Raw genomic sequence first — 21,669 nt, forward strand, 5'->3', positions numbered from 1 at the left:
TTTCTGACTATCCCGTCCCTGATTGCAAGGAGAAACGGCCCCACATGGCAAGACTACTCAAATGGGTGATCCGCATCACCGGAGCGGCGCTGCTGCTCGGCCTGATCGCGGTCGGCGTGTTCTATATGCTGCTGTCGCGCTCGCTGCCCGACTATGACAAGAGCCTCGCCGTCTCCGGGCTCACCGCCCCGGTCGAGATCGTGCGCGACAATGCCAATGTGCCGCATGTCTTTGCGGCCTCCGACCGCGATGCCTATTTCGGCCTCGGCTATGCCCATGCCCAGGACCGGCTGTGGCAGATGACGACCCTGCGCCGCACCGCCCAGGGCCGGCTCTCCGAGGTCTTCGGCACCCGCACGCTCAATATTGATAAGCTCTTGCGCCGGCTCGATCTTTACGGCGCGGCCCGCGCCTCGGTCGAGATGCAGGATAGCGAAACCCTGATCGCCCTCGACGCCTATGCCGCCGGGGTCAACGCGCGGCTCGAAGAGATCAACAGCGATGCTTTGGGCCGTGGCGCGCCAGAGATGTTCCTCTTCAACGCGCCGATCTCGCCCTGGCAGCCCGCCGACAGCATCGCCATCCTGAAACTCATGGCGCTGCAACTCTCGGGCCATCTCGCCCATGAGGTGCGCCGCACCCGGGTCTCGCTCATGCTCAATGACAAGGACCGGCTGCGCGACATCCTGCCCGACGATCCGGGCCAGGGCATCGCCGCCCTGCCCGAATATGCGAGCCTTTTCCCGCCCCAGAGCCTGCCGCGCTATGCCGAAACCACCCGGATGCCGCGCGACCCGTTGTCGCCCTTCGCGCCGCCGGAACTCGCAGGCGCCTCGAACGCCTGGGCCGCCGCCCCGGCCCGCTCCGCCGCCGGTGGCACGCTGCTGGCCAATGATCCGCATCTGGGCTTTTCCGCCCCCGGCGTCTGGTATCTGGCGCGGCTCGATCTCGCCTCGGGCGGGGTGATCGGCGGCACGATCCCCGGCATTCCCGCCATCATCGTCGGCCGCAGCGCCCGGCTCGGCTGGGCGGTCACCTCCTCCTATCTCGACGACCAGGACCTCTTTATCGAGAAACTGAACCCCGAGAACCCCGAGCAATATCAAACCCCTGACGGGTTCAAAGCGTTCGAGACACGCAATTCCATCATCCAGATCAAGGACCATGATCCGGTCACCATGACGCTGCGCTGGACCGACAATGGCCCGGTGCTGCCCGGCACCCATTACGATCTCGGCACCGTGACGCCCAAGGGCCATGTCGCCGCCCTCGCCTGGACCGCGCTGAGCCGCCGCGACACCACGATGAGCGCCGCGATTGAGCTGATGTCCGCCGCCGATGTCTCCGAGGCGCTCGAGGCGGGCGAACGCTATATCGCGCCCTCGCAGAACCTGACGCTGGTCGATCAGAACAACATCGCCATGAAGCTGGTGGGCGCCATGCCCCGCCGCGCCGCAGACCACGAAAGCCAGGGCCGCATGCCAAGCCGCGGCTGGATCGCCCGCAACCGCTGGCAGGGCCGCATCCCCTACGCCGACAACCCCGAATTCATCGCCCCGCGCGGTGGCATTCTCGGCAACACCAACAACAAGACCGTGGATCAGCCCTTCCCCAACCATGTGAGCTTTGTCTGGGGCGACACCCAACGCATCCACCGCTGGGAACGGCTCATGCAGGGGCGCGAGGTCCACACCCGCGACAGTTTCATCGAGGCCCAGCTCGACACGGTGAGCTTTACCGCCCGCTCGATCCTGCCGCTGATCGGCGCTGATCTGTGGTTCACCGGCACCCCCTCGCCCGAAGGCACCCAGGAACGTCTGCGCGAGGACGCGCTGCGGCTTCTGGCCGATTGGAACGGCGAGATGAACGAACATCAGCCCGAGCCGCTGATCTATGCCGCTTGGCTGCGCGCGCTACAGGTGCGCCTCGCCAAGGACGAGCTCGGCCCGCTGATCGAGGAATTCACCCATGCCGATCCGGTCTTTATCGAACGGGTCTACCGCGATGTGGACGGGGCCGCGATCTGGTGCGACGTGCGCCAGTCGAGCCCTCAGGAGACCTGCACCGACATCGCCCGGCTGGCGCTCGACGATGCGCTGGTCTGGATCTCGGATCGCTACGGCAATGCGCTCGAATCGCTCCGCTGGGGCGATGTGCATCAGGCCACCCATGACCACCCGGTTCTGGGCGAGGTGCCGGTGCTGCGCTATTTCGTCAACATCCGCCAATCGACCAGCGGCGGCGATCACACGCTCCTGCGCGGCCGCACCATCGGCGAGGGGCCGAACCCCTATCACAACGTCCATGGCGCGGGCTATCGCGGGGTCTATGATTTTGCCGATCCCGACAGCAGCGTCTTCATGATCTCGACCGGCCAGTCCGGCCATTTCCTGAGCCGCCATTACGACGACATGGCCCAGCTCTGGCGGCGCGGCGAATATATCCCGATGTCGCTCGATCCCGATCTGGCCCGCGCCGCCTCGGTCGGTGTGACCCTGCTCAGCCCGCGTTAACGCGGGCCGAGCACCCGGTTTCGGGCACAGTCGTTTTACCGTCGCAATACCGACGTCTTACCGACAGGGGATTTCCGGGGTTAACGCCGCGCTACCCGGCGCCAAACCCGGCCCGAGGTTCGACCCGACGACGCCCTTCTGCCATCTCGACATAGAGGCTCTCGCCCGTCTCCTCGATCCCCGTCGAGATCATCCCGACGCCGATATTCGCACCGAACCGCTGCGAATAGACCGCCTCGCTGAGGACACCGGCAGGCGCGCCTTGGCCCGTCAAAACCGGCAGCCCATGCTCGAACCCTTGGATCGGAGCGCCCTCGATCACATAGGACACCCGCCGCCGCGCCGCCCCCTCGCGGCGCAGCCTGAGCAACGCTTCACGACCGACAAAATCCTCGGGCTTGTCGAAATCGACCAGCGCCCCAAGTCCGATTTCAAAGGGATTGCAAGGGTTTACCTGCAGCCTTCCATCCGCCCCATAGGACACAAGCCCGCTCTCGATCCGCTCGAGATCATTCGGCGCGCCGGGCCGGATGCCATAGGGAGTGCCCGCCGCTTTCACCATCTGCCAGAGCTCCGCCCCCCGCGTCCCATCCTGCAGATAGAGCTCGAACCCGCCCTGTTTCGACCAGCCCGACCGCGCCAAGACCAAGGGAATACCGCGCAGCTCCGTCTGCCGGAACCCAAAGTATCTAAGCTCCGTCACCCAATCCCCAAAGAGATCCGCCACCACCCGCTCGGCCTTGGGCCCCTGGATCGCGAGCGGCGAGACATCCGGCTCATGCACCTCCACATCGAACCCCCGCTCCGCCGCAATCGCACTCGCCCAGAGCTCGATATCGCTATCCGCAATCGACAGCCAAAACCGCCCATCGCCCAGCTTCAACAGCACCGGATCATTGATCAGCCGCCCCGCATGATCGCAGATCGGCACATAGCGTCCCTGACCCACTTTCGCCCCCCGCATGTCGCGCGTCGTCAGATACTGGATCAGCCGCGCCGCATCGGGTCCGGCAATCTCCACCTGCCGCTGCGCCGCCACGTCCCACATCGCCACCCCGGTCATGAGCGCGTCGTACTCCGCCTGTGGATCTCCGAAATGCGCCGGAATAAACATATGATTATAGACGGAAAAACACGCCACCCCATCCGCCACGGTGGCGTCGAAATACACTGATTTCCGGTTGTTGGGCCCAATGCCGATCTGAAACACCATTCCGATTTCCCATCCTTGATTGCCGAGGAACTGGGTCGCAAGATATGGATATTCCGTGCAAGCTGTGGTCAAAATAGCCAGAGTTTTGGCAGAATATTGCAAGGGCCCCATGGACCGGCTGGACATCCGCATCGTCGACATTCTGCAACGCCGGGGCGATCTGACCCATGCCGAGCTGGCCGAGGCCGTGGGCTCGACCCCCTCGACCTGCCTACGCCGGGTCCGCAGCCTGCAAAAGGCGGGCATCCTGACCCGCAATGTCTTTCTCGCCGATGGCGCAAAGCTGGGCCGTGGCCTCAGGGCGATCATCACCGTCACCACCAAGGATTACGATCTCGCCCGCCGCGCGGCCTTTGCCAAATCCGTGGGCGCCGAGCCCGCGATTTCCTATGCCTATGGGGTGACGGGAGATCTGGATGCGATCCTGATTGGCAATTTTCGCGATATGGTCGAGTATCAGGCCACCTGCGACAGGCTCTTTGACGGGGATAAAAACATCACCCGTTACACGACCCATTTCATCTCGGAAACCTACAAGGACGATCCGGCCATCCCCTGCGACCCGGCCCTGTCAGGGGGCTGAGCCACCGCGTTTACAGGTCTTGGAACTGCCCCGCCTGCCGCGCGGTCCAGCGCAGATCGAACTCCCAGCCCTCATCGGTCTGCCGTTCGGCCTCCACCACGCCCTGATCAAAGAGCCACGCCCGGCGCCGCCCTTCGCCAAAGCCGAGCGTGATCGTCGCCTCGTGCTGCACCCCGCTGAGCGCCTCGGTGGCCTGATCGACAAAGGCTTCCATCCCCTCGCCGCTCACCGCCGAGACAAGGATCACCTCCTCGCGCCGCGCCGCCTGATTGGCAAAGGTCTCGCGCGCCTCCGGGTCGAGCAGATCGGCCTTGTTCCACAGCTCGATGCGGGGCGTGCCCTCGGCCACGTCGAGGCTCTCGAGAATGGCCTCCACGTCGCGCGCCTGCTCTTCCGTCTCGGGATGCGAAATGTCGCGCACATGCACCACGAGATCGGCGCTCACCACCTCTTCGAGCGTCGCCCGGAACGCCGCCACCAGCTCGGTCGGCAGGTCCGAAATGAACCCCACCGTATCGCTGAGGATCACATCCGGCCCGCCATGCGGCAGCGACACCTTGCGCATCGTCGGATCGAGCGTCGCAAAAAGCATGTCCTTGGCCATCACGTCCGACCCGGTCAACCGGTTGAAAAGCGTGGATTTCCCGGCGTTGGTATAGCCCACCAGCGCGACAATCGGAAACGGCACCTTGGCCCGCGCCGCACGGTGCAGGGTCCGGGTCTTCACGACCTTTTCCAACTGCCGCCGCAGCCGCACGAGCTGATCATCGATCGCCCGCCGGTCGGCCTCGATCTGGGTTTCCCCCGGACCGCCGACAAAGCCAAGCCCGCCGCGCTGCCGCTCGAGGTGGGTCCAGGCCCGCACCAGCCGCGTCCGCTGATAGCTGAGCGCCGCCATCTCGACCTGCAGCACGCCCTCGCGGGTCGCGGCACGGTCGCTGAAAATCTCAAGGATAAGCCCCGTCCGGTCCAGAAGCTTGAGCCCCCAAGCCTTTTCGAGATTGCGCTGCTGCACCGGCGTCACCGGCCCGTCGATCAGCACGAGATCGACCTCATTCGCCTCGAGCCGCGCCTTCAGCTCTTCGATCTTGCCCGACCCAAAGAGCGCCCCGGGATGCGGTTTCGGCAGGCGCACGATCTCGGACCCCACCACGTCGAGACCCGGCAAGGCGACGCCAAGCGCCACGGCCTCTTCGAGCGCCCGCTTGGGATCGCGGTCGTCATTCTGGCCATATATATCTGGATGCAGGACCCAGGCACGGGTCACCGCGGGATCATGTGACGTCACGCGTCCTCGTCACCGTCATACAGGTTGACCGGCTGCGCGGGCATGATGGTCGATACCGCGTGCTTGTAGACAAGCTGGCTCTGGCCATCGCGGCGCAGCAGGATGCAGAAATTGTCAAACCAGGTGATCACACCCTGCAGCTTGACACCATTGATCAGGAAGACCGTGACCGGAGTCTTGGTCTTACGCACTTGGTTGAGAAATGCGTCCTGCAAATTCTGACGGTCTGAAGCCATTGTACCCTCAAAGCCTTTTTTCTTGCGCGGTGCCGCGGATCGGCCCCGATTTTCAATCTTCATTAAGTATGAAGATCAATCGACGCTTATTCCAGCCCTAAAATGCAACCGGGACAAACACCTCCGCCGGTTGTGCCCGGCTCGGCTTAATCCCGCCACAGGCCGGGGTTCAGCAATGCGATGATCGCCAGCGTCTCAAGCCGCCCGATCACCATCGCCGCACAGAAGGTGAGCTTGGCCCATGGCCCGATGGTCAGCAGGTTGATCGGCACTTCGAGCGCCGAATGGGTCAGCGGCCCGGTGGTCGACAGCCCCGCCACCGACAGCACCAGCGCCTGTTCAAACCCGATGCCCAGCGCCGAGAACACCACCGACAAAAACGCCAGCGACAGCGCGAAGAGCATGAAGAAGATCCACGCCACAAAGGCCCCCTGCCGCCGGATCCGACGGCTCCGCGCCCCCGCCCGTCCCACCGACGACGGATGGATCAGCCGCTCCATCTCCCGCGTCCCCGCGAGATAGAGCGCATAGACCCGCAAGAGCTTGACGCCCCCCGCCGTGGTCGCCACCCCGCCGCCCATCACCGCGAGCCCCATCAGGATCAGCCCCGAGGTCTCGAGCCCCGACCAATCCTGCGCCGCGTCCCAATAGGCGCTCTCGAACCCGGTGGTCGACAGGAACGACAAGACACTGAACGCCCCACCCCAAAGCGCCTGAAACGCCGCGAGCCAGCTCTGCCCCTCGGTCACATCGAGCGTGCCAAGCCAATGCCGCGCAAAAAGCGCCAAGGGCACCCCCACCACCATGATCACGCCGAGGCGAAATTCTGGATCGTTCCAAAGCCCCGGCCGCGCCGTGGTCACCGTGTCCGACGAAAACGTCAGCCGCGACAGCGCGAAGGTGAGAAAGAGGAAAATCACCGCCTCGCCGGCGATGCCCGATTGCGCATTCTGCAACCCGCCCACCGCGGAAATCCCGCTCGTGGCCATGGTCGACATGGCATGCACAAGGCCGACCAGAGGCCGGTCGCCGCCGACCAGCAGGCAGAGCCACATGATCACCGTGAGACCGACATAGACCGGCGCCAGCGTCACCGTCGCCCGCCCCAGCCGCCGCGACGCCGAGGCGCGTTCAAACCGGTCGAACCGGGTGCCGCCCTGCCCCGGCTCCGCCGTCGCCGTGACCTCGAACCCGCCGAGGTTGAGCTGCGCCAGAACCGCCGAGGCCGAGACCCACATCAACAGCCCGCCGAGCCAGCCGATCATGCCGCGCCACAGATGCAGGCTATCGCGCAGCCGCCCCGGCTCGTCAAAAAGCGTGGCGCCGGTGGTGGTCAGGCTCGACACCATCTCCACATAGGCGTTGAGATAGCTCGTCGTGCCGAGCCCCTCGTAAAACGGGATCGCCAGAAACAGCGGCAATACTGAATAGGTGAGGAAGAGCGAAAACAGGTTGGCGAGATCATTGTCGGTGCGGCGCGGCCCGGTGCTCATCGCCACGCCGGTGAGAGACACCAGCGCCAGCCCCAGAATGCCGGTATAGAAAAAGCTCCGCGCAATCGTGTGATCTTCGAGCAAAAGCGCATGAAAGGCCGGTAGAAACATTGCCAGCGCCGCAATCCCCGCGAGGATCAGAAACAGGGGCAATCTGGCCAGATACGCCAACATCGGATCAGAAAAAGTCGATCGAGACCTGGAGGAGCTGCTCGACCGCAGGCACATCCGAAGCCAGCGCGAAGATCACCATCACATCGCCTTCTTCGATGCGCAGACCGCCGCTCGGTTTGTGAATCTCATGGCCCTTCTTGACCGCCCCGACCAGCACGCCTTCGGGGAAATCGATGTCGCGGATATGCACGCCCGCCACCGAGGAGGTCGACAGCACCTGCGCCTCGATCACCTCGGCCTCGGCATCGCCGATGGAATAGACGCCGCGCACCCGGCCATGCCGGATATGGCGCAGGATCGAACTCACCGTGGTGGCGCGCGGGTTGATATAGGCGTCGATCCCCATCGGCTCCATCAGCGGGATGAGCGTCGGATCATTGATCAACGAAATCGCCAGAGGACAGCCCTCCGCCTTGCCGCGCACCGCCGCAAGAAGGTTGGTCTTGTCATCATCCGTGACCGCCAGCACCGCATCGGCCCGGCTCACCCCCGCCTCATTGAGAAGCGTCGCGTCGAGCGCATCGCCATTGAGAACGATGGTCCGCTCGAGCGCATCCGCCGCGCGTTCGGCACTGGCGCGGTTGCGCTCGATCATCTTGGCCCGGATGCCGCCGCCGCGCTCTTCGAGCGCCTGCGCCACGGTGAGCCCGACATTGCCGCCGCCAAGGATCACCACCCGCTCCTGCCGCTTGGTGGTCTTGCCGAACACCTCGAGCAGACGCGGCACATCCTCATTCGGGGCAAAGGCATAGATTTCATCGCCCGCGAAAAGCTGATCGCCCGCATCCGGCGCGAAAAGCCGCCCCTCGCGCCGCACCGCGAGCACGATCACCCGCAGCGTCGAGAAGAGATCATTGAGCTGCCGCAAGGGCGTGTTGAGCACCGGACAATCCTGTTCGAGCCGCAACCCCATGAGCTGCGCCTCATCTTCGAGGAAACTCTCGCTGTCAAAGGCCGCCGGATATTTGAGCCGCCGCAGCGCCGCCTCGGCCACCTCCCGCTCGGGGCTGATCACCACGTCAATCGGCATGTGATCGCGCCGGTAGAGATCGGAATAAATCGCGTCGAGATAGGACTGGCTGCGCAGCCGGGCAATCTTGCGCGAGATGTTGAACACCGAATGCGCCACCTGACAGGTGACCATGTTCACCTCGTCCGAATGGGTCGCGGCGATGATCATGTCGGCGTCATTGGCGCCGGCCCGTTTGAGAATGTCGGGATAGCTGGCAAAGCCCCACAAGCCCTGAACATCAAGCGTGTCGGTCGCACGCCGCACCAGTTCGGGATTGTTGTCCACAACGGTCACGTCGTTCTTCTCACCAGAGAGATGGCGGGCGATTTGCCAACCGACCTGACCCGCGCCACAGATAATGACCTTCATGCCTGCCCTGTCTTTTGGCCCTTGGGGCTTTTTGCATGGCAGGTTGCGGGGCAAGGGTCAACGGGTTTATCCGCCGCCCGATCCCGCATCCCGCGCCCCTGCGACGCCCTCACGAGAGCCATGTCCAAAGCCCCCAAATCGCCATCAGCAGTAAGATGAACGCGAAATACCGCTCCGGCCCCACCGTCGCCTCCACCACGAGCGATAGAACACACTGCGCGGTGATATAGGCCGACGCCAGCCCGAGCAGCAGCGCGATCCAGCGAATGACGTTCCAGACCCCGTCATCGCCCGGCGGCAGGCCCGGCCCGCCAAAGAGAAACACCCCGAACCCCGCCAGCGCCAGCACGAGGAAAAGCCCGGTGAGCATCGCGGCCTCCTTGACGCTGCGTGCCTTTTCCTCTGGGCTGCGGCGCGGGAACAGCTGCATGATCTAGCTCTCGGCCCCTTCCGCCACCTTGGCGACCCGCGCCCCGGATTTGGCATTGGTCACCACGCCCAGTGATTTGAGCTTGCGATGCAGCGCGCTGCGTTCCATGCCCACGAACTCGGCGGTGCGGCTGATATTGCCGCCAAACCGGTTGATCTGGGTGAGCAGATATTCCCGCTCGAAGGCCTCGCGCGCCTCGCGCAGCGGCATCGTCGCCAGCGCCCCCGACAGAACCACCCGGCCATCATCGACCGAGGCCTCGGTATCGCCGGGCAATTCGCTCGCCTCGATCGCCGCCGTCCCCTCGCCGAGGATCAGCACCCGCTCGATCACATTGCGCAATTGCCGCACATTGCCGGGCCAGCTCATCGTCTGCAACAAGGCCCCCGCCTCATCCGACAAGGCCCGCTGAGGCAGGCCTTGGGTCTTGTGCAGCTGTTCGATGAAATAATCGGCCAAGAGCGGAATATCGTCGCGCCGTTCCTCGAGCGAGGGCACCGCAATCGGCACCACATTGAGCCGATGATAGAGCTCGCGGCGGAACCGTTCGGCGGCAATCTCCGCCTCGAGATCACGGCTGGTCGAGGAAATCACCCGCAGATCGACCTGCACCTTGTCCGACCCGCCAACCCGCAGGAATTGCTGATCCACCAGAACCCGCAGGATCTTGGACTGGGTGCCCACCGGCATGTCGGCCACCTCGTCGAAATAGATCACCCCGCCATTGGCCTCTTCCAAAAGCCCGGGCTCGATGCCGCGCTCTTCGCTCTCGCGCCCAAAGAGAACCTCTTCCATCCGGTCCGCTTCGATCGTGGCGCAGCCCACCGAGACGAACGGATGATCCGCCCGCGCCGAATTGGCATGAATATAGCGCGCCGCAAGCTCCTTGCCCGATCCCGCCGGCCCCGACAGCATCACCCGCCCGTTCGACCGCGTGACCTTGTCGAGCTGACTGAGCAGCGCCCGGAATACGCCGCTCTCGCCAAGCATCTCCGCCGGGCCACTGCCCTGCCGCTTGAGCGATTGCACCTCGCGGCGCAGTCGGCTCGCCTCCATGCCGCGCCGGATCACCACCAAGAGCTGATCGATGTTGAACGGCTTCTCGATGAAATCATAAGCCCCCTGTTTGATCGCCGCGACGGCGATCTCGATATTGCCATGGCCCGAGATGATCACCACCGGCACATCCGGATAGTCACGCTTCACCGCCTTGAGAATGTCGATCCCGTCCATATTGCTGTCTTTCAGCCAGATATCGAGGATCAAAAGCGCCGGCTGCGTCTCCGCAATCGCCGCCATGGCATCGTCTGAATTGCCCGCCAAACGGGTCTCAAACCCTTCATCTTTCAAAATATCAGAGATCAGTTCGCGAATATCGCGTTCGTCATCGACAATAAGAATATCACTCATGGGATCACCCCCTACACCGCTTGTTGTTCCAATGGCTCGCCCTGCGCCTCCCGACGCAGGTCGAGCGTCACGACCGCCATCGCCCCGCGATGCGCCCCCGGCTCAAATTCCGGTGCATCCTCAAGGCTGAGCGTGCCGCCATGCTCTTCGATAATCTTCTTCACGATGGGCAGGCCGAGGCCGGTGCCCTTGTCGCGGGTCGTCACATAAGGCTCAAAGAGCCGGCTGCGATCTTCGGGCAGGCCAATGCCATTGTCGGCAATCCGGATCACCGCCGCGCCATCCTCTTCACCACAGTGAATACGGATCGTCGGGGTGAACTCCTTGCCCAGTTTTTCCTGCCTTGTTTCAATGGCTTCGCCTGCGTTCTTGATCAGGTTGATGAGCGCCTGACTGATCATCGTCGCATCCACATCCGCCACCATAGGTTCCTCGCTGAGATCGGTCTCGAACCGCACCTCGGGCTGACCCGCCTCCTGCAGCATCGCCGCCTCGCGCACCAATTGGCTCAGACTCTCCTGCCGCCGTTCGGGCTCTGGCATCCGGGCGAATTTGGAAAACTCATCGACGATGCGGCGCAGGTCATCGGTCTGACGCACGATCACATCGGTCATCTGCGCCAGATCGGCCGCATCCTCTTCGGCCAGCAGTTTTGAGAACTTGCGCCGCGTCCGTTCCGCCGAAAGCTTGATCGGCGTCAGCGGGTTCTTGATCTCATGCGCGATGCGTCGCGCGACATCGCCCCAGGCCGCCATCCGCTGCGCGCTCACCAGATCGGTCACATCGTCAAAGGCCACCACATAGCCCTCCGGCGTGCCCGCCTCGCTGATCCGCTCGGACATGCGCACCAGCAGATTTTCCTGCTCGCCATTGCGGGTGACGCGGATTTCCTCCTGCACCAGCCCGCCATGCGCCCGCAGCCGCTCAAAGAGCTCGGCAAATTCCGGCACCGCCACCGAGAGCGCCACGGATTGCTGATCTTCTTGCCAGTTGAGCAGCCGCTCCGCCGCGCGGTTCACAAAACTGACCCGCCCTTCCACATCGAGCCCCACAACCCCCGAGGACACCGATCCCAGCACCGAATCGAACAGCCTGCGCCGCCGTTCGATCTGTTCCGACCGGGTCAAAAGATCGTTGCGCTGGCCCTTGAGCTGCCGGGTCATCTGGTTGAAATAACGGCCCATCATGGCGATCTCGTCATCGCCCTCTTCTTCCTGCACCTGCACGTCGAGATCGCCATCCCCGACGCGCTGCGCCGCGCTGGCAAGCCGCCCCACCGGCCGCGACAGGCGCTCGGCAAACCACATGCCAAGCCAGATCGCCGCGAGGATGAGGATCACCGCAAAGCCCAGATACACCAGCCCGAACTCAAACAGCACCCGCCCCCGCTCGCTCTCGCGCTGACGATAGAATGTCGCCGTCTCCTGCGTTTCGTCGAGCAGGTTGAGGATCTCGCCATCGACATTGCGGCTCACATAGAGATAGCGGTCGGGAAAGGTCACCAGCGGCATCAGCGCCCGAAACTCGTTGTTGACCCAATCCTGGATCACGATGATCCCATCCGCCCGCGCCCGCGCCACCTGCGCCGGGCTGGGCCGCTCAAAGTCGAAAAGATAGCTGTTCTCGCCCCGCGCCCGGATCTCGCCGGTGCCATCGACGACAAAGGCCTCGCGCAGCCCGCGCTGAATGCCGCGCTGCCCATCTGACAGAACCTTGCGAATATCGCCGTCATTCATGAACACCGTGGCGCGTTTCGTGGCGTTGATGATCGACGCCAGCGCCCGCGCATCGGTGATGAGATCGCGGCGATGCTCTTCCTCATAGGCCTGCGCCGCGGCCACCGAATTGCTGACCACCCGGCCCACCCGGTCGGAAAACCATGCCTCGAGCCCCATGTTCACGCTGAGCGTCGCAAACACCGCCACCGTGACCGTCGGGATCAGCGCCATGATGGTGAAAACACCGGTGAGCCGCATATGCAGCCGCGAGCCCGCCGAATGCCGCCGCCGCGCCGCGACCATCTGCATCACCCGCGTCAGAACCAGCGCCGCCACGATGAGCACATAGACCAGATCGGTGAGCAGCACGATGCGCAGCACATTCGACGCGGCCCCCTTGTCGAGCGGCCCCATCACCAAATAGGTGACCACCGCCAGAACCGGCCCGAGAAAGAACAGCGCAACCGTGCCCACGGCCTGCAATTCGCGCAATCTGCGCAGCCGGACAAGCCGATCCCAGCTCAATCTCTGTGCTCTTGCCGCCACTCAAGCCCCCCTCAATTTGTAGCGAAAAAGAGGCGCACCGCGAAATATTGCGGTGCACTTGAGCGCTGCTCCCTTTTCGCCACAGGCCTGTTGCGGTTTTACATCAACTTGCGGCGGCGTGTCACGCGAATATCAAGGTCGGTCATTTTCTTGCGCAAAGTATTCCGGTTGATCCCCAGAAGCTCGGCGCATTTCGCCTGATTTCCCCCCGTCGCTTCCAGCGCGATTTCAATGAGAGGCTGCTCCATTTCCTTGAGAATCCGGGGATAGAGCCCCGCCGGTGGCAACAATCCGCCATGCATGTCGAAATAGCGCCGCAGATGCCGCCCGACAGATTCGCTGAGCGTCTCGCCCTCCGGCCCCCCGGCGCTTTCCGGCGCGTCGGGCTGCACCGACAGCAGCGGTTCAATATCCTTGAGCCCGATCTCCGCATCGCGCACCGACAATGCCGCGTGCCGCACGAGGTTCTGCAATTGCCGCACATTGCCCGGCCAGGCATAGCGCCGCATCAGCGACAGCGCGTTCTCGCTCAGATGCCGCGCCGGGGCGCCCTCGGCCTCGGCCAGCGCCAGCGCATGCGCCGCCAACAGGGCAATATCCTCGCTCCGGTCGCGCAGCGCCGGCATCTCGAGAACCGCCCCCGACAGCCGGAAAAACAGATCGTCGCGCACGCCGCCGGTGCCACCATGCTGCAAAGTGCTCAGCACCCGCAGGTTCTGCCCCGTCTGCAACAGCCGGATGGCCAGCGACTGCGCGGTGTCGCCAAACTCTTCGAGCCCGTCGAGCACCACGGTGCCGCGCCCGGCCCGCTCGATGATCGCCGCCACATCCGCCTCGCGCGCGAGATCACCGCCGCCGACCACCACAAACGGCTCGGCCCGGCGTTCCGACAGATCATGGATCGACTTCGCCAAAAGCGACTTGCCCGCCCCCGTCTCGCCGCGGATCAGCACCGGAAGCTCGCTATGGATAAGCCGCGCCACCCCTTGATAGAGCGCCTGCATCACCGGCGTCCGCCCCACCAGGGGAAGCTCGTCTGGCCGCTCTTCGACCACCGCACTGCCCGACCGCGACGCCCGCCCCTTGTCGAGCGCGGCGCGCGTCCGCTTCATCAGATCGGGCAGGTCAAAGGGCTTGGGCAGGTAATCGAACGCCTCCGCCTCGGTCGCGCGAATGGCGGTCATGATCGTGTTCTGCGCCGAGATCACGATCACCGGCAGCCCCGGCCGCTCCTGCGCGATCTTTGGCAGCATCTCGAGCCCGTTGCCATCGGGCATCACCACATCCGAGATCACCGCATCGCCCCGGCCTTCGGTCACCCACCGCATCAGCGTGGTGAGCGACGAGGTGGCATGCACCTTGCACCCCGCCCGCGTCAGCGCCTGGGTCAGGACCGTACGGATCGTACGGTCGTCATCGGCCACCAATACAGTGCCATCCATCAGTTATCCTCCTGAAGTTCTCTGGGCGCCATCGGCAGCGACAGCCTGAAGACAGTGCAACCCGGTTCCGACGTCACGCCGATCCAGCCGCCATGCGCCGCGATGATCTTGGCGGCCAGCGCCAGCCCCAACCCGGTGCCATTTTCCCGGCCCGAGACAAACGGATCGAACACCTCATCGGCGATATCCGCTGGCAGCCCCGGCCCGTCATCCTCGATCTCGATCTGCAGCGGCACTTTCTGGCCCTCGCCATCCGGCCCCTGCAATCGCAGACCATGTTCATAATAGGTGCGCAGGGTGATCGTGCCCCCTGCCGGTCCCGCCGCCTGCGCCGCGTTCCGGATGAGGTTGAGCAACACCTGCAACAGCTGATCGGCATCGCCATGCGCCGGTGGCAGCGAGGGGTCGAAAATCTCGATCACCTTCATATGCCCCGCCACGCTGAGCTGCGCCGACCGCCGCGCCCGGTCGAGAATATCATGCAGGTTGACCGCACTCCGCTCTGGCGGGCGCACATCGCCAAACTGCTCGACCTGCTCCAAAAGCCCGACGATCCGCCGGCTCTCGGCCACGATCAGATCGGTCAGCTCCTGATCCTCCTCACTGAGCGTCATCGACAAGAGCTGCGCCGCCCCGGTGATCCCGGCCAGCGGGTTCTTGATCTCATGGGCGAGCATCTCTGCCATGCCGATCGCCGATTTCGACGATTTCGCCGAGATCGCCCCGCCCGGCCCCGGCCGCCCCGCCGCATCGCGCGGCGCAACAAGCACCACCATCGCCCCGTCCTGCCCGGAGAGTGGCGCGATCTGAAGCCCGGCCTGCACCCGGCTGCGCGGCCCGGTCTCGATCGTCGCATCATTGATATAGAGCGGCGTCACCTGTTCCCGCGCCCGCGCCACGGCGGCAAGCGGCGGCTCGGCCAGCCGCAGCACATCCCACAAGGGCCGCCCCCGCACGCTGCGCGACGACAGGTTGAGAAACCCTTCGGCGGCGGTGTTGAGATCGCTCACCAGATCGTCGCCATCGACCAAGATCCCCGGCACCGGCAGCGCCGCCCAGATGGTGTCGCCAATCCCGCTCATGCCGCCACCTGCTGCGGCGCGCCGAGCGCCTCCGGCAACCGCGCGAACACCTCTTCAGGGGCCCGGGCCGTCAGGATCGGCCGCCGCAGATTGGCGGGCGTGCCCACCCCATCCATGTACCAACCGAGATGTTTGCGCGCCACGCGCAGCCCGAGATCGCCGCCGTAAAACCGCAGCATCTCGTCATAATGGTCCGACACCAGATCAACGAGCTCGGCACCCTGCGGCACGTCGGGCGGCGCAGCCCCCCAGAGCTCTGCCGCCACCTGCGCCAGAACCCAAGGCCGCCCCTGCGCCCCGCGCCCGATCATCACGCCGTCGCCGCCCGATTGCGCCAGCGCCGTGCGCGCCTCGTCAGGCCCGGTGATATCGCCATTGGCAATGACAGGCACCGCGACGGCCTCTTTGACCCGCGCGATCGCCGCCCAATCGGCCCGACCCTTGTAGAACTGACACCGCGTGCGGCCATGGATGGTGATCATCTGCACCCCCGCCGCCTCGGCCCGCGCCGCAATCTCGGGCGCGTTGAGCAGATCCTCATCCCAGCCCAACCGCGTCTTGAGCGTCACCGGCACCTCGACCGCCTCGACCACCGCCTCGATGAGCCGCAGCGCATGGTCCGGCGTCTTCATCAGCGCCGAGCCGCTCGCGCCATTGCCGCTGGCACTGGTGACTTTCTTCGCCGGGCAGCCCATGTTGATATCGATGATCTTCGCGCCATTGGCCTCGACCATCCGCGCCGCCTCGGCGAGCCATTCGGCATCGCATCCCGCCAGCTGCACCGCCGTATTCTCCACCCCAAAGCCGAGCTCGGCCCGCTCACGCACCCCCGGCTTGGCCTGCACCATCTCCTGGCTCGCCACCATTTCGCTCACCACCAGCCCCGCGCCAAAGCGCGACACGAGGTTGCGAAACGGCAGATCGGTGATTCCCGCAAGCGGGGCGAGGAAAACGGGCGGGGTCAGGCCAAGGCCTGGGATCGTATCGATCACGTGCTTAATCCTTGTGCAGTGGCGGCAGGCTGCGTCCAGATGCGACTTTCCGCAATAATTCAAGACCAGAATGTCCCGCTCATTCAGCAGTTGCACAAAATTTAAGCACATTTTCCCGCCATTGCACAGGGTCGCATCACCGCGCTATCAAACCTCATGATCATCGCTGCCCTCATTGTCGCCGCTGGCCGTGGTTCGCGCGCCGAAACCCCGCTGCCCAAGCAGTGGCAACCGCTCGGGCCTGCCCGCGTCGCCGATGTGACGCTGGCGCGCTTTGCCACCCACCCGCGCATCGGCCCGATCTGCATGGTGCTGCATCCCGACGACATGGCCCTCGCCCCCGATCACCCCGGTCTGATCCTTGCGCCCGGCGGCAGCACGCGCGCCGCCTCGGTCCGCAACGGGCTCGACGCGCTGGCCGAGCACGCCCCGGACCTTGTGCTGATCCATGACGTGGCCCGGCCTTGCGTTTCGTCCTCCGTCATCGACGGGGTGATCGCGGCGCTCGCCCATGGCCCCGCCGCCGCCCCCGCGCTGCCGGTCACCGACGCGCTCTGGCGCGGCGCCGAGGCCCGCGTCACCGGCACCGAAGACCGGACAGGTCTCTTCCGCGCCCAGACGCCGCAGGGCTTTCACTTCGCCGCCATCCGCGACGCCCACGCCAAGGCCCAGAACGACGCCCAGACCCAGGGCACAGCCGACGCCGCCGATGATGTGGCCATTGCCCGCGCCGCCGGGCTTGACGTCATCATCACCCGGGGGGATGAGGCCAATATCAAGATCACCTGGCCCGAGGATTTCGCCCGGGCGCAACGCATATTGGGGAGCGAGATGAAAATCAGACTGGGCAATGGCTATGACGTGCACCGGTTCGGGCCGGGCGATGCGGTGGTGCTCTGCGGTGTAACCATCCCGCATGATCGCGGCCTCCAAGGCCATTCCGATGCCGATGTCGGCATGCACGCGCTCACCGATGCCATCTATGGCGCGCTGGCCGAGGGCGACATTGGCCGTCATTTCCCGCCCTCCGACATGCAATGGAAAGGCGCGGACAGCCGCATTTTTCTCCGCCATGCCGTCGGCCTCGCCGCCGATAAAGGCTACAAGATCAACAATCTAGACGTCACTCTTGTCTGCGAATACCCCAAGATCGGCCCCCAGGCCGAGGCCATGCGCGCGGCCCTAGCCGAGCTCTGCCAGACGCCGCTCGATGCTGTCTCGGTCAAGGCCACGACCTCCGAACGGCTGGGCTTCACCGGGCGCGGCGAAGGCATTGCGGCGCTGGCCACCGTCACCCTCACCGGTCTCTGAGAGGAGCCCCCGCATGTCCACCCGCCTGAGCCATCTCATCGCCACCTTCTTTCACGCGGGCCACCTGCGCCCGGCCCCCGGCACCTGGGGCTCGCTCGCGGCACTGCCCGCCGCCTGGCTGCTCCTGAGCCTCGGTGGCGTGACGCTTCTCCTCCTCGGGATCGTCGCCGCCTGTGGATTAGGATACTGGGCCACCGCTTTGGAAACCAAGGGAAAATCCGACAAGGACCCCTCCGAGATCGTGATCGACGAGGTCGCAGGCCAATGGATCGCGCTGCTGCCCGTGGCCATCGGTGCCGCCCATTCCGGCGCGCCGCTGCTGGCGCTCTGGCCCGGCTGGGTCGCGGCCTTCGCCCTCTTTCGCCTCTTCGACATCCTGAAACCCGGCCCCATCGGCTGGGCCGACCGGCTTGGCGGCCCGATGGGCGTGATGCTCGACGATGTGATCGCCGGCGTCTTTGCCGCGCTCGGCACCGGCCTCATGGGCTATCTCTGGCACGCGCTATGACCGACGCCCCCGACATCCGCGCCGAGATCCTCGCCCGCGCCACGCGCGCGGGCCTCACCATCACCACCGCCGAGAGCTGCACCGGCGGCATGGTCGCCGCCGCGCTCACCGATCTGCCCGGCTCCTCGGCCATGTTTGAACGCGGCTTCGTCACCTATTCCAACGCCGCCAAGACGGATCTTCTTGGCGTCTCGCCCGACACGCTCGCGGCCCATGGCGCGGTTTCCGAAGCGGTCGCCGGTGAAATGGCCGCAGGCGCGCGCCAACAGGCCCGCGCCGACATCGCTGTTGCCGTGACCGGCATCGCAGGCCCCGGCGGCTCCGAATTCAAACCCGAGGGCCGCGTCTGTTTCGGCCTGAACTACGGCTCAGAAGCCCTTGTAGAAACAATGGATTTCGGCACATTGGGCCGCGACGCCGTACGCCGCGCCGCCCGCGATCACGCGCTCAACCTGATCCTCAGCGCCCTGCCATAAGCGCCACGAACGCGCCAAGATCACCGCCACTGACCGCCTGCCAGCCCGCCTCGGCCCGCGCCGCCCCCAAGAGCGCCGCCGCCTTGGCCTGCACCCGCGCCTCGCGCGCCGCCAGATCCATCGGCGCGGTGAGATCGAACACCGCCTCGCGCCGCGCCCCCGCCATCAACCGCCCAAGATCATCGCTCATGGTTTCGCCCCATAGAGCTCATGCGCCCGCGCCTCGAACGCCCGGACCACCCGCTGCATCGCCTCGAAAAAGAAAAGCCCCGCCGCCTTTTGCAGCAGCAGGTTGCGAAATTCGAAATCGACCGAGAACCCGACCTCACAGCCGCCCTCGACATCGCGGAACCGCCATTCCGACTGCATATATTTGAACGGCCCGTCGAGATATTCGGTATCAATCGCCAGATCCTCGGGCCAGAGCGTCACCCGGCTGCCGAATTTCTCGCGAAAGAGCTTGAAGCTGATCACCAGATCCGCTTCCATCACCTCGGCGCCATCCTCGCGCGGCGTGACGCTGCGCACCCGTGCGGCGGCGGTCCAGGGCAGAAAGTCCGGATAGGAGGCCACATCCGCCACCAGATCATACATCTGCTGGGCGCTATATGGCATCTGCCGGGTTTCGGAATGGCTTGGCATGGTAATCGTCCCCGATAACGGCGTGACCGGGGTTTTCAGGGAATGCGCCCCGGTTTGCAAGACCCGGCCCGAGGGAGACAGGATAATGAATCAGCGCTGGCTGTTCCGAATGGCCAAACTGGCCAAACACCCGCCAAGCGAGGGCCGCGTGAAATTCGTCCTCGCCATCCTCGCCGTCTGCCTGATCATTGCCGGGGTCGAACGGTTCATCGGCTTGCCCGAGTTTCTCAAGCTCGATCCGGTGAGCCATCGCGACTACAAACCCTGACCCCAGCCCCAAACCCAGCTCTGACCCCGGCCCTGACCCCAGGCCTGATCCCGGCCTAGGACGCCTGCGGCAAAGGCGCGGCCTCGGCACGCACAGGCGCATATATAGAGACGCATATATAGAGAGGGGGAGAAAGTGGCGCGGTTGACGGGGCTCGAACCCGCGACCCCCGGCGTGACAGGCCGGTACTCTAACCAACTGAGCTACAACCGCGCGTGAGGGGCTGATTAAAGAACGCCCCTGCCCCCGTCAATGACGAAATGCACCTCAATTTCACCGATCGCGATTTTTTTGGGCGCCAATCCCGCACTGTCGCTTTACCGACGCGATGCCGACGTGAAACCGATGCGGGATTTCTGGGTCAAACGGCGAAAATCCCGCGGCCCAAAGGCCCGGGATCATCTCGCCGGATCGCTCTTCTAAACTGTCCGAGGAATTAGCAGCGGTGGCGCGGTTGACGGGGCTCGAACCCGCGACCCCCGGCGTGACAGGCCGGTACTCTAACCAACTGAGCTACAACCGCCCACTGCTCGGTTGCACCCGTTGGTGCGACCGTGAGCCGTCTCATATGGCCCTCTGCCGGGCGCGTCAAGCGATGGAATGGAATTTCTTTCGATCCCGCGAAATTCCTCCCTCTCCCCGCCAGCGATCGGACCCGCAGACCAGCCTGATCGGGGCCGCCCCGCAACCCTATACAAACCCTCTCCAGCCGCCCCCTCAAACGGGCTTTGCCGCAAATCTGCCGCAATCCCTGACCCCTGCCACAATCCGATTCGGTGCCCCAACGTCCCATCGGGCCAAAACACCGATTTTCCTCTGATTGTGTTCGATTGTCACAATTTCGCCTTATTTCCCCAGATCAACCTTTTGTTAACACTTGAGAAACAACGCCCTTGCATGGCTCAAAACCGTTTCCCGTTATACGTGTAATCCACGCGGAATACGGGCATATTTTCAAGAGCTTGCAGTGCAACTCCTAACATCCGGGAAACATATTGTTTCCGTAGAAACGATTTAGGAATCATGAGAAACTGATAGTCTAACTTTAGACAAATTATTGGCCAATTTCGTGCGCCGTGTGTGTTTTGTGTAAAAAGTGTTTTGAGTAAAAGTGGTTAAATAGTTCAGCCCTCTTGGGCTCGGATAGGAAGACCGCCTCGCCTTCTGCTCTTGCGAGGATTTACGGGATCTTCTGCGTATATCCGAGATGGGGCTCTCCGCACAAAGAACGCCGTATATCGCTGCTGGGGAAGGCAGATGACGGATTCATCAATTGTGTACCCGCGCGCCAGCGCGGGCGTAAAAGCTATTGGCACGACCAAACCCGCCCTGACCGCTGCCACGGTCGACGGCTTTTATCTGGTTGTAGGCAAACGTCTCCTCGACATTCTGCTGGTCCTGCTGCTCGCGCCGCTGGCGCTGCCCTTGATCCTGCTCGCCAGCCTGGCTCTCTGGATCGAAGGCGGCAATCCTTTCTATCATCAGGATCGCCTCGGCCGTCACGGCGAACGGTTCCGCATCTACAAGCTGCGCACCATGGTCCGCAACGCCGACAAGATGCTCGAAACCTGCCTTGCCAAGGACCCAGAGCTGCGCGCCGAATGGGACGCCACGCAAAAGCTCAAACATGATCCGCGCATCACCCGCATCGGCGCCCTCCTGCGCAAGACCTCGCTCGACGAGCTACCGCAGCTGTGGAACGTGCTCACCGGCGAGATGAGCCTAATTGGCCCGCGCCCGATGCTGCCCGAACAGCTGCCGCTCTATGGCGATGCCAGCTATTACTTCGCCCTGCGCCCCGGCATCACCGGAAGCTGGCAGGTTTCGACGCGCAACGAAGATCTCTTCACCCAGCGTGTCGGCATGGATCAATCCTATGCCGAAGACCTGTCGCCCTGGCGCGATTTGGTGATCCTTTTCAAGACTGTGGGCGTTGTGCTCCGCAGGACTGGCTACTGACGAT

At 64.4% G+C, this 21,669-nt stretch carries 20 protein-coding genes and 2 tRNA genes; 7 read left to right on the forward strand and 15 right to left on the reverse strand.

The features are described from left to right. Positions 1-44: 44 nt before the first annotated feature. Entirely contained in the window at positions 45-2,513 is a 2,469-nt protein-coding gene (locus tag ISM_RS16420; protein WP_009815326.1) for a penicillin acylase family protein, read from the forward strand. Positions 2,514-2,604: 91 nt separating this feature from the next. Here the strand turns inward: ISM_RS16420 and ISM_RS16425 are convergent, their stop codons facing one another. Further along, complete coding sequence (locus ISM_RS16425; RefSeq protein WP_009815327.1) at positions 2,605-3,726, reverse strand: glycine cleavage T C-terminal barrel domain-containing protein; 1,122 nt, start codon at positions 3,724-3,726, stop codon at positions 2,605-2,607. A 64-nt stretch (positions 3,727-3,790) separates the two neighbouring features. Here ISM_RS16425 and ISM_RS16430 point away from each other — a divergent pair, with 64 nt between their 5' ends. After that, positions 3,791-4,309: an Lrp/AsnC family transcriptional regulator gene (locus ISM_RS16430; RefSeq protein ID WP_276525081.1), complete on the forward strand. Its 519-nt coding sequence runs from the start codon at positions 3,791-3,793 to the stop codon at positions 4,307-4,309. Between the two features lie 10 nt (positions 4,310-4,319). Here ISM_RS16430 and hflX read toward each other — a convergent pair whose 3' ends face one another. From hflX to dusB, 10 genes are all read right to left on the reverse strand, one after another. Next, a complete protein-coding gene (gene hflX / locus ISM_RS16435) occupies positions 4,320-5,597 on the reverse strand; it encodes a GTPase HflX (RefSeq protein ID WP_009815329.1) in 1,278 nt (425 codons plus the stop codon). Continuing rightward, the gene (gene hfq / locus ISM_RS16440) at positions 5,594-5,833 is read right to left on the reverse strand and encodes an RNA chaperone Hfq (RefSeq protein WP_009815330.1); all 240 of its coding nucleotides are present in this window, start codon (positions 5,831-5,833) and stop codon (positions 5,594-5,596) included. Before hfq ends, hflX begins: the two co-directional genes overlap by 4 nt. Before the next feature lie 146 nt (positions 5,834-5,979). Further along, positions 5,980-7,500 (reverse strand): TrkH family potassium uptake protein, encoded by a 1,521-nt coding sequence (locus ISM_RS16445; RefSeq protein ID WP_009815331.1) that lies wholly within the window; start codon positions 7,498-7,500, stop codon positions 5,980-5,982. 4 nt (positions 7,501-7,504) lie between these two features. Next, positions 7,505-8,881 carry a Trk system potassium transporter TrkA gene (gene trkA, locus ISM_RS16450; protein WP_009815332.1) on the reverse strand — a complete coding sequence of 459 codons (1,377 nt, stop codon included), beginning with the start codon at positions 8,879-8,881 and terminating at the stop codon, positions 7,505-7,507. 109 nt (positions 8,882-8,990) lie between these two features. Then, entirely contained in the window at positions 8,991-9,311 is a 321-nt protein-coding gene (locus tag ISM_RS16455) for a hypothetical protein (RefSeq protein ID WP_009815333.1), read from the reverse strand. Positions 9,312-9,314: 3 nt separating this feature from the next. Further along, positions 9,315-10,721 (reverse strand): nitrogen assimilation response regulator NtrX, encoded by a 1,407-nt coding sequence (gene ntrX, locus ISM_RS16460; protein ID WP_009815334.1) that lies wholly within the window; start codon positions 10,719-10,721, stop codon positions 9,315-9,317. 11 nt (positions 10,722-10,732) lie between these two features. Continuing rightward, positions 10,733-12,985, reverse strand: coding sequence for a sensor histidine kinase NtrY-like (locus tag ISM_RS16465; protein ID WP_156783425.1), 2,253 nt, complete (start codon positions 12,983-12,985; stop codon positions 10,733-10,735). Positions 12,986-13,083: 98 nt separating this feature from the next. Then, entirely contained in the window at positions 13,084-14,427 is a 1,344-nt protein-coding gene (locus tag ISM_RS16470; RefSeq protein ID WP_009815336.1) for a response regulator, read from the reverse strand. Then, entirely contained in the window at positions 14,427-15,509 is a 1,083-nt protein-coding gene (locus ISM_RS16475) for a two-component system sensor histidine kinase NtrB (RefSeq protein ID WP_009815337.1), read from the reverse strand. Before ISM_RS16475 ends, ISM_RS16470 begins: the two co-directional genes overlap by 1 nt. Then, a complete protein-coding gene (dusB, locus tag ISM_RS16480) occupies positions 15,506-16,501 on the reverse strand; it encodes a tRNA dihydrouridine synthase DusB (RefSeq protein WP_009815338.1) in 996 nt (331 codons plus the stop codon). The genes ISM_RS16475 and dusB overlap by 4 nt, the downstream gene beginning before the upstream one ends. 156 nt (positions 16,502-16,657) lie before the next feature. Here dusB and ISM_RS16485 point away from each other — a divergent pair, with 156 nt between their 5' ends. The 3 genes from ISM_RS16485 to ISM_RS16495 are packed head-to-tail and all read left to right on the forward strand — an operon-like array spanning position 16,658 to position 18,796. Next, the gene (locus tag ISM_RS16485; RefSeq protein ID WP_009815339.1) at positions 16,658-17,812 is read left to right on the forward strand and encodes a bifunctional 2-C-methyl-D-erythritol 4-phosphate cytidylyltransferase/2-C-methyl-D-erythritol 2,4-cyclodiphosphate synthase; all 1,155 of its coding nucleotides are present in this window, start codon (positions 16,658-16,660) and stop codon (positions 17,810-17,812) included. A gap of 13 nt (positions 17,813-17,825) precedes the next feature. After that, the gene (locus ISM_RS16490; RefSeq protein ID WP_009815340.1) at positions 17,826-18,320 is read left to right on the forward strand and encodes a phosphatidylglycerophosphatase A family protein; all 495 of its coding nucleotides are present in this window, start codon (positions 17,826-17,828) and stop codon (positions 18,318-18,320) included. Next, positions 18,317-18,796, forward strand: a complete 480-nt coding sequence (locus tag ISM_RS16495; protein WP_009815341.1) for a CinA family protein — start codon at positions 18,317-18,319, stop codon at positions 18,794-18,796. The genes ISM_RS16490 and ISM_RS16495 overlap by 4 nt, the downstream gene beginning before the upstream one ends. Here ISM_RS16495 and ISM_RS16500 read toward each other — a convergent pair. Then, a complete protein-coding gene (locus ISM_RS16500) occupies positions 18,780-18,986 on the reverse strand; it encodes a hypothetical protein (protein WP_009815342.1) in 207 nt (68 codons plus the stop codon). The two genes, ISM_RS16495 and ISM_RS16500, sit on opposite strands and share 17 nt — an antisense overlap. Next, a complete protein-coding gene (locus tag ISM_RS16505; protein ID WP_050754156.1) occupies positions 18,983-19,438 on the reverse strand; it encodes a type II toxin-antitoxin system RatA family toxin in 456 nt (151 codons plus the stop codon). The genes ISM_RS16500 and ISM_RS16505 overlap by 4 nt, the downstream gene beginning before the upstream one ends. Before the next feature lie 85 nt (positions 19,439-19,523). Here ISM_RS16505 and ISM_RS16510 point away from each other — a divergent pair, with 85 nt between their 5' ends. Continuing rightward, entirely contained in the window at positions 19,524-19,706 is a 183-nt protein-coding gene (locus ISM_RS16510; RefSeq protein WP_009815344.1) for a hypothetical protein, read from the forward strand. Positions 19,707-19,842: 136 nt separating this feature from the next. Here ISM_RS16510 and ISM_RS16515 read toward each other — a convergent pair. Then, positions 19,843-19,919: transfer RNA gene (locus ISM_RS16515), tRNA-Asp, on the reverse strand. 233 nt (positions 19,920-20,152) lie between these two features. Then, positions 20,153-20,229 (reverse strand) — tRNA-Asp (locus ISM_RS16520). A 734-nt stretch (positions 20,230-20,963) separates the two neighbouring features. On the opposite strand from ISM_RS16520, the gene ISM_RS16525 reads away from it, so the two are divergent. Next, complete coding sequence (locus ISM_RS16525; RefSeq protein WP_083780945.1) at positions 20,964-21,665, forward strand: sugar transferase; 702 nt, start codon at positions 20,964-20,966, stop codon at positions 21,663-21,665. Positions 21,666-21,669: the final 4 nt, after the last annotated feature.

Origin of the sequence: Roseovarius nubinhibens ISM, from assembly GCF_000152625.1 — a bacterium.
Classification (GTDB): domain Bacteria; phylum Pseudomonadota; class Alphaproteobacteria; order Rhodobacterales; family Rhodobacteraceae; genus Roseovarius; species Roseovarius nubinhibens.